This is a genomic window from Caballeronia sordidicola, assembly GCF_002220365.1.
GTDB classification, from domain to species: domain Bacteria; phylum Pseudomonadota; class Gammaproteobacteria; order Burkholderiales; family Burkholderiaceae; genus Caballeronia; species Caballeronia sordidicola_C.
This window is the reverse complement of the sequence record NZ_MTHB01000236.1, coordinates 1-6157: the sequence shown is the minus strand read 5'-3', so window position 1 is coordinate 6157 and position 6157 is coordinate 1. Positions and strand designations below refer to the sequence as shown.

At 55.2% G+C, this 6157-nt stretch carries 10 protein-coding genes and 1 pseudogene; 7 read left to right on the top strand and 4 right to left on the bottom strand.

Going from position 1 to position 6157, the window contains the following annotated elements; all coding sequences use genetic code 11:
• The 3 genes from BSU04_RS33330 to BSU04_RS46785 form a co-directional block, all read left to right on the top strand.
• Positions 1-288 (top strand): integrase core domain-containing protein (locus tag BSU04_RS33330; protein WP_256983644.1); only part of this gene is annotated, 288 nt, incomplete at its 5' end.
• An 18-nt stretch (positions 289-306) separates the two neighbouring features.
• The gene (locus BSU04_RS33325; protein WP_256983643.1) at positions 307-1428 is read left to right on the top strand and encodes an adenylate/guanylate cyclase domain-containing protein; all 1122 of its coding nucleotides are present in this window, start codon (positions 307-309) and stop codon (positions 1426-1428) included.
• 234 nt (positions 1429-1662) lie between these two features.
• The gene (locus tag BSU04_RS46785) at positions 1663-1803 is read left to right on the top strand and encodes a hypothetical protein (protein WP_179258524.1); all 141 of its coding nucleotides are present in this window, start codon (positions 1663-1665) and stop codon (positions 1801-1803) included.
• 681 nt (positions 1804-2484) lie between these two features.
• Here the strand turns inward: BSU04_RS46785 and BSU04_RS33320 are convergent.
• From BSU04_RS33320 to BSU04_RS33310, 3 genes are read right to left on the bottom strand one after another with little or no spacing between them, the layout of a single operon-like run.
• Positions 2485-2757 (bottom strand): type II toxin-antitoxin system RelE/ParE family toxin, encoded by a 273-nt coding sequence (locus BSU04_RS33320; protein WP_089164539.1) that lies wholly within the window; start codon positions 2755-2757, stop codon positions 2485-2487.
• On the bottom strand, positions 2754-3221 hold the full coding sequence (locus BSU04_RS33315) for a hypothetical protein (RefSeq protein ID WP_089164538.1): 468 nt from the start codon (positions 3219-3221) through the stop codon (positions 2754-2756). The genes BSU04_RS33320 and BSU04_RS33315 overlap by 4 nt, the downstream gene beginning before the upstream one ends.
• A 20-nt stretch (positions 3222-3241) precedes the next feature.
• On the bottom strand, positions 3242-3577 hold the full coding sequence (locus BSU04_RS33310; protein ID WP_089164537.1) for a hypothetical protein: 336 nt from the start codon (positions 3575-3577) through the stop codon (positions 3242-3244).
• A gap of 505 nt (positions 3578-4082) precedes the next feature.
• Here BSU04_RS33310 and BSU04_RS33305 point away from each other — a divergent pair.
• Genes BSU04_RS33305 through BSU04_RS33295 form a run of 3 tightly spaced genes read left to right on the top strand, consistent with a single transcriptional unit; the run spans position 4083 to position 5667 of the window.
• Positions 4083-4319 (top strand): hypothetical protein, encoded by a 237-nt coding sequence (locus tag BSU04_RS33305; protein WP_089164536.1) that lies wholly within the window; start codon positions 4083-4085, stop codon positions 4317-4319.
• Between the two features lie 45 nt (positions 4320-4364).
• Positions 4365-4670: a helix-turn-helix domain-containing protein gene (locus BSU04_RS33300; protein WP_089164535.1), complete on the top strand. Its 306-nt coding sequence runs from the start codon at positions 4365-4367 to the stop codon at positions 4668-4670.
• Positions 4636-5667, top strand: coding sequence for a reverse transcriptase family protein (locus BSU04_RS33295; RefSeq protein ID WP_089164534.1), 1032 nt, complete (start codon positions 4636-4638; stop codon positions 5665-5667). Before BSU04_RS33300 ends, BSU04_RS33295 begins: the two co-directional genes overlap by 35 nt.
• Positions 5668-5707: 40 nt before the next feature.
• Here the strand turns inward: BSU04_RS33295 and BSU04_RS48980 are convergent.
• A pseudogene (locus BSU04_RS48980) lies at positions 5708-5845 on the bottom strand (tyrosine-type recombinase/integrase); the annotation flags it as partial.
• A 63-nt stretch (positions 5846-5908) separates the two neighbouring features.
• Between BSU04_RS48980 and BSU04_RS33285 the strand changes: the two are divergent.
• Positions 5909-6157 (top strand): transposase (locus BSU04_RS33285; protein ID WP_373452861.1); only part of this gene is annotated, 249 nt, incomplete at its 3' end.

Sequence of the window (6157 nt, the reverse complement as noted above, 5' to 3'; positions counted from 1 at the left end):
CGAGCGTTCGACAACATCTTTGTCGAGCGACTGTGGCGCAACGTCAAGCACGAGGACGTGTATTTGAACGGATATGAAACGATGGGCGAGCTCACGCTCGGCATGACGCGTTACTTCGATTTTTACAATAGCGAACGACCGCACCAGTCACTGGACTACCAAACACCTAACATCGTGTACGCGAGCGGGCATGGTGGCGGCGCTCTCATCGTCGACAAGTTTGGCTCTGGAAAAGAAAAAACAGGGCAGCGCTGTTCCGCTGCAAGCGTGGATCTGAGTACAGCTTAAATCCAATCAAAAGCTGTCTTGACGAACGGGTCCACTTTAGGCACCGATGAGACCGAGTGGCACCACATTACCACGATGTTCGTCGACATCGCGAACTCGACGCGCCTATCAATTCGCTACGACCTCGAAATGGTGCGACACATCAAGAATTCGATTCTTCGCGCTGCGTCCGAAGTCGTGCGCTCAATGGACGGGCACGTGCACCGTTTCATGGGTGACGCGCTGATGGCGTACTTCGGTGGCCGGCTGCAAACGAAGGAATCGTCCGCGATGGCGGCACTTTCTTGTTCGGCTATGCTGCAAGTGCTGATGACGCAATCGGTCGTGCCTGATCTCTTGCGGCACGGCATCGACGCAAGCGACCTCGGCTTTCGTGTCGGGGTCGACTTCGGTGGTGATAAAGAGGTTCTCTGGTCCTCATACGGCTACTCCGTCGTCAACGAAGTCACCGCTACTTCGTTCTTTGTTGACGCTTCTGCAAAGCTCCAGGGCATGGCATCGAAAGACAGTGCGATGCTCGGCCAGAACCTGCTCAAGTTTCTGGACGTTCCCGAAGCGATGACCGCAATAAAGTACAAGACGCGCGCGGGGAAGCAGGAAGCAGCGGAGTATCTCTCGCCCAACTACATCCGCCCGGACGGCACCCCAAACAACTATCGCATCCGCGAACTGAACTTTGGAAAATTCGCGAAGCTGCTTCCGCTACCTACCGAGCTAAAAGAACTGGTAGTGAGCGGTGTGAAGTCGCACGGCGGAATCACGTTCTCTGCTTATTTGCTGAAAGATGGCGCCGCATTGGTCCGCTATCCGTCGATTTCAGCATGTCTCGAGAAAGGCCGTTCGGTGCGCTTCGAATTGCGGGCCGAACCAGGTGCGTTGGATGGTCTGAAACTTCCGTTGACCGCGAAGTTCGTGAAGCAGAATCACGGTGTCGAGGCCACTCAAGCGGTGCAGACCATCCCTGAAATCATTCAACGCGACATGAAGCCTACGTCGGACGCATACCGCAATCCGAGGCCCACTGTCGCGCACATCGACCGCGACACGTCGTACCGTGGTCTCCATACCGTCTCGGTCGAACTGCTAGCCGCGCGCGGGGAACTGGTCTTCGCTGATGTCATTGGTGTGCATATTGCCTGAACCACTATGATCGGCGGATACGGCGTGTGACGTCTACGTCGCACGCTACATCGTGCCACTTACCTTTAACGGTAATAGAGGTTCGATCCACTGATTTACCTCTCGCTTTCAATGCGGTGCAACAAGGGGGTACGCAGTGTTGCTGGGGTCCGGCATCTCTCGCAAATTGCCTCTTGTTGCTTATACGATAGATTTGCCCCGAATTTGAGGGTTAGACCACAACGTGAGGTGACCATGGCAACCGGAAAGAAAGCCGCGTCCGACGCGGGCAAGCAGTCGCGTGATCCGAAGTCGACTAAGAGGGAGAAGGAGGTCGCCGCGTCGGACCTCGCGCAGCGCAAGGGTGCGACGTCGAGCAAGCCGAAGAAGAAGTAGGGCGCATGGCGCGCGGCGGACTGGTTTTCGCGGTCGGTACGTCGCGCTTTCTTCGCCTTGGTTACTCTTGATAAAATATGTTATCGAGAACTGCTGGCGATTCTATGGTGATCCGTCGGTTTCGCCCGCTCGGTTAAAAACGCATCAATCGCCGGCCGGCAGGCAATGCAACTGAGCGGCCGACGAAAAACGGCGCCTCGCGCCGGCATCTGGCAGTAAATCTCACGAAGTTCTTATTTGCCGAAAGCATTAGATCAACATCAACAAGGTACGTGCTAAGTTGGCAATCACCCGGCGTTTCATCATTGACCTTATGAAACTGGAATGCTGTTCGAAGCCAGTGTCGCGGCATCTTCAACGTATCAACCTCGTGAAACGTACGCATTGCCCTGGGGCACGGCGGTGGTGCTTAGCGTACGAAAAAATCCGTTTCTTTACGGCACCCGAGGTCACGTCCGCTTGCGGACGTGAGGCGGCGGGAAAGGGTGGTCCACTAAGGTATGCCGTCGTTCTCGCCCGCCTTGGACAGCCGCTATCGCGGTTCCGAGTATATCCACCGCTCCCCGAGCGAGCCGTTGGCCTGACGCAGCCGTGCGGCCTTGCCCGTTTTGGGATAAGAGTTTTCGACCAAAGCGATTCGAAATGCGAAAGCATCGAAAAGCAAACAGGGCAGGGCGTGTGCTACACGTCCCGCTTGCGTGCATGCCGCACGCGCAGGATTTCAACCTGTTCGCCGGCGACGCGGTAGACGACAATGTAGTTGGGCCTGACCACCAGCTCGCGTGTGCCGGTGACGCGGCCAAGACGATAGCGGTTCGGGTAGGCCGACAGGGTGTCGGCTTTTGCGCGGATGGTGCGGGCGAGCTCGATCGCGGCGCTCGGACTGTCTTCGCTGATGTAGTCGACGATGGACAGCAATTGCTCCACGGCACGCGGCAACCACACAACGGTCATGTGCGAGCCTTGCGGGCGGCCTTCTTCTTAATCTGCGCAACCTTCGCATCTAGCAGCGCCATCACGTCCGCGTGTGCGATTTTCGTGACGCTTGGATCATCGGCTTCGGCTAGGGCTTGCAACACGTCGGATTCGAACTCGGCCGCGTCATCCGCCCGTTGATGTTTCGCCTTCATGTGCGCAGCCTGGTCGGGCCGACTCCATGCCTTCTGAATTGGTGCGTGCGTGTCCCACTCCTCGAGCGCGAAACGGCCGGTCGCCACCCCCAGCTCGCGCACGACCTTCAGCGCCTGGCCGGGGTCGCGGAACGACCGGCGCTCGCGGCCATTCGACGTGACCAGCTCGGCCACGCCGGACTCACGGGTTTCCAGCTCGATATAGAACGACCCTTTGTCGGCGCGCAGGATCGCGGACAGCACACCGCCTGCCTTCACGGCAGCACTGGCTTGGGCCAGATCAAACATTGCTCGTCGCATGAAATCCCTCACAGGTTTGACAGATCGCCCCGCCGCTCGTCGATGGCTGCCAAGCCATCGTTCATTGCCTCCTCATACATCTGGCCAAGGGCTGCCACTGGCGGCTTCAGCCCGATGAGCAGGCCATAGGTCCGCTCAACCACCTCATGCGCAACAATCACCGCCTTTTCGCGTCGCGTGCGCTGCCTGCGTGAATCCCACGCAGCCAAGAGTGTCGCCGCCAGCCCCAGCAGGCCAAAAACAAGCCCGAGGATGCCGAGCCATTGGTCGAACGACCAAGCAGGAACAGTGATTGTCAAAGCGGCGGATGCTGCCGCGTCGGAGGCTGCACTAGTGACTGCCATTATGAGTTTACTCGAAGGGGAACGGATATTAAATCTAACACTTTATGTCACGTAATACTATATTTCGTGGTTTTCGGTCGTTGGACAGTGGGGTCGAGAGAGAGGAGCCCTTACAGGACCCGGCTCAGCTCCCAAAGTTGACATAACACCTCTTTTATTCACTGTGAGTGAATAAATTCTTGACGTGCGAATGTCTGTTGTGGCTTAATCAACTCAGGCCGAGTGTTACCGCTCGGATCGTTCTTTAAGCGTGCAAATTCCTTTCTCTCACAAGGCGTGAAGTCAGCGACGTGGCCCTAGCGGGTCGCTCTCTGTCCAGCAGCAGAGCTATTCAAAGCCAGCGGTATCACTGCCGGGCGTGAATCGTAGCGCGCGATCTCGGTAGCTATGGGGACGTGTGGTTCTATAAATCTGGTGATGGGTTCGCGGTATCGGGTTGGCTCCTTCCGGCTCCTTGTCTCGTGGGGACGTGGGCAATTTTGCCCGGAATGAAAGGAGAAGCTCTATGGAGCGGCACAACCTTAAGAACAGCATCCACGCTCTTGAAACTTTGCGTGATGCGCATCACAGCCAACTCGATGCCAGCGTTGTGGCAGAAATGAATACGGTGATCGAGGATCTCAAAAGGGTCCAAGAGCAGCCCGGCAATGACCTTGTTATTGGACGCCTTACCGTTCAAGCATTGCAAGTTATTGCATGTGTCATCAGCCTCGTGACCAATCTCAAGGACTTGATGAAGTAAGCATGTTTGCCAACCACGCAGCGAACCCCTCATTGTATTTCTATTATGAATATTGGAAGCGCAATTCACACATGCCGATTACGGCGTCGGCTTTCCCAGGCGGAAGTGGCACGTCGGGCAGAGTGTTCAGTTTCTTACTTATCGATGCTAGAAAACTCGCTCCGCGACCCAACGCTTTCGACAATCGAAAAAATTGCTCAAGCTCTGAGCGTACCTGTGGAAATCTTGTTTTTTTTGGGTGCCGAAAAAGGCGAATTAGCCGGTATCGATAAAAATTTAGCCGGTCAATTGGCCGTCGCAGCTCTTGATCTGTTGAATGAACCAGAAAATGTCATTCCGGTACAACGCTAACCCGATCCGATCACTTGCGGTTTTGGCTATCGCACTGGATGTAACGGAGTACGAACTGTTGCGCTTGAGCAATCGGGCCGACGATCTTTATCGAAAGGCGAAGCCGATACGGAAGCCTGATGGATCGTTTCGGCAGCCCTATGACGCTCTTCCGCAACTTAAACACGTCCATCGGCGGATCAAAGAACGTTTGTTAGTGAATGTTCACTTCCCTGCATATCTCACTGGAAGCTTGCCGGGCAAAAGCCCTAAAGCGAACGCTTCCTTTCACGTCGGTGCGAAGATCGTTATCTGCGAAGACGTTCAAAAATTTTTCCCCTCTACGCGTGCCACGCTTGTCCACGATATCTGGATGGGCTTTTTCGGCTTTTCTCAGGACGTTGCCACTATTCTGACGAAGCTCACCACCAGATTTGGCGCCCTTCCGGAGGGTGCAATTACAAGCTCATATTTAGCCAATCTGGTTTTTTGGCGCCTTGAACCCGGACTGCACGAGCAACTTTCAATACGCGGCATCGCGTACTCTCGGTACGTAGATGACATATGCGTATCTTCCAAGGAATTTCTGCCCGACATCGACAAGAGCGCAGCAATTTCTGAGATTTACACAATGCTTGGACGGCTTGCCTATACCGCAAAGCGTAAGAAACACGAGATACAAACCAGCGGTCACCAAATGTTCGCGACCAAGCTGATGGTGAACCGGCGCGTCGCCATCCCACATTCAGAACGCCACAATTTGAAGTCAGCCGTTTTCCAACTAGAAGGCAAGTTCAAGCACGGCGCTCGTGACGTTGCGTTTTTCGAAGAATTAAGTCGGACCACTAACCGTGTAGGTCGATTGGGACAATTTCACATGCAAGAAGCTACAAAATTGAAAGAGCGGCTTAAGAAGCTTCGCATGCGCCTTGATAGCGAACCGGTCGTGATAACGCCGAGCGTGCAGACTGCCGCAACAATTATGTCTGCGGCAAAAGCCGAGGCGCCTTGGGATTGATTAGGGGCAAGAAGGTTTGCTGGACGTAGCCGCACCTGAATTACACCCGTATGCGCTCAACTTCATCAAGGTTGATCTCGTCGTGGCGCCGGTCGTAAAGTTGGGTCGTCCGCGTCGAAGCGTGGTTTGCCATCATGGCCGCGTTCTCCAGCGTGCCTCCATTTTTTAAGTACGCGGTGTAAAGTGGCCCCCGCTTTTGAGACAACGGTTTAAGCTGTGGTCTGAAAGTGGATGAAGGCGAATGGTGGAAAGCAAAAAGAGGAAGATTCACGGCTCAGAGTTCAAGGCAAAGGTGGGCTTGGAAGCGGTGCGCGGCGTGAAGACGATCAACGAGATAGCGCAGCTGTATGATGTGCATCCAGTGATGGTTGGGCAATGGAAGAAGGAAATTCTCGCTAACGCCGGCGCGTTGTTTGAGAACAAGCGCGGTCCGAAACCGGAGGCGGCACGAGACGGCGAGGATCGTTTGTATGGCGAGATCGGGCGGCTG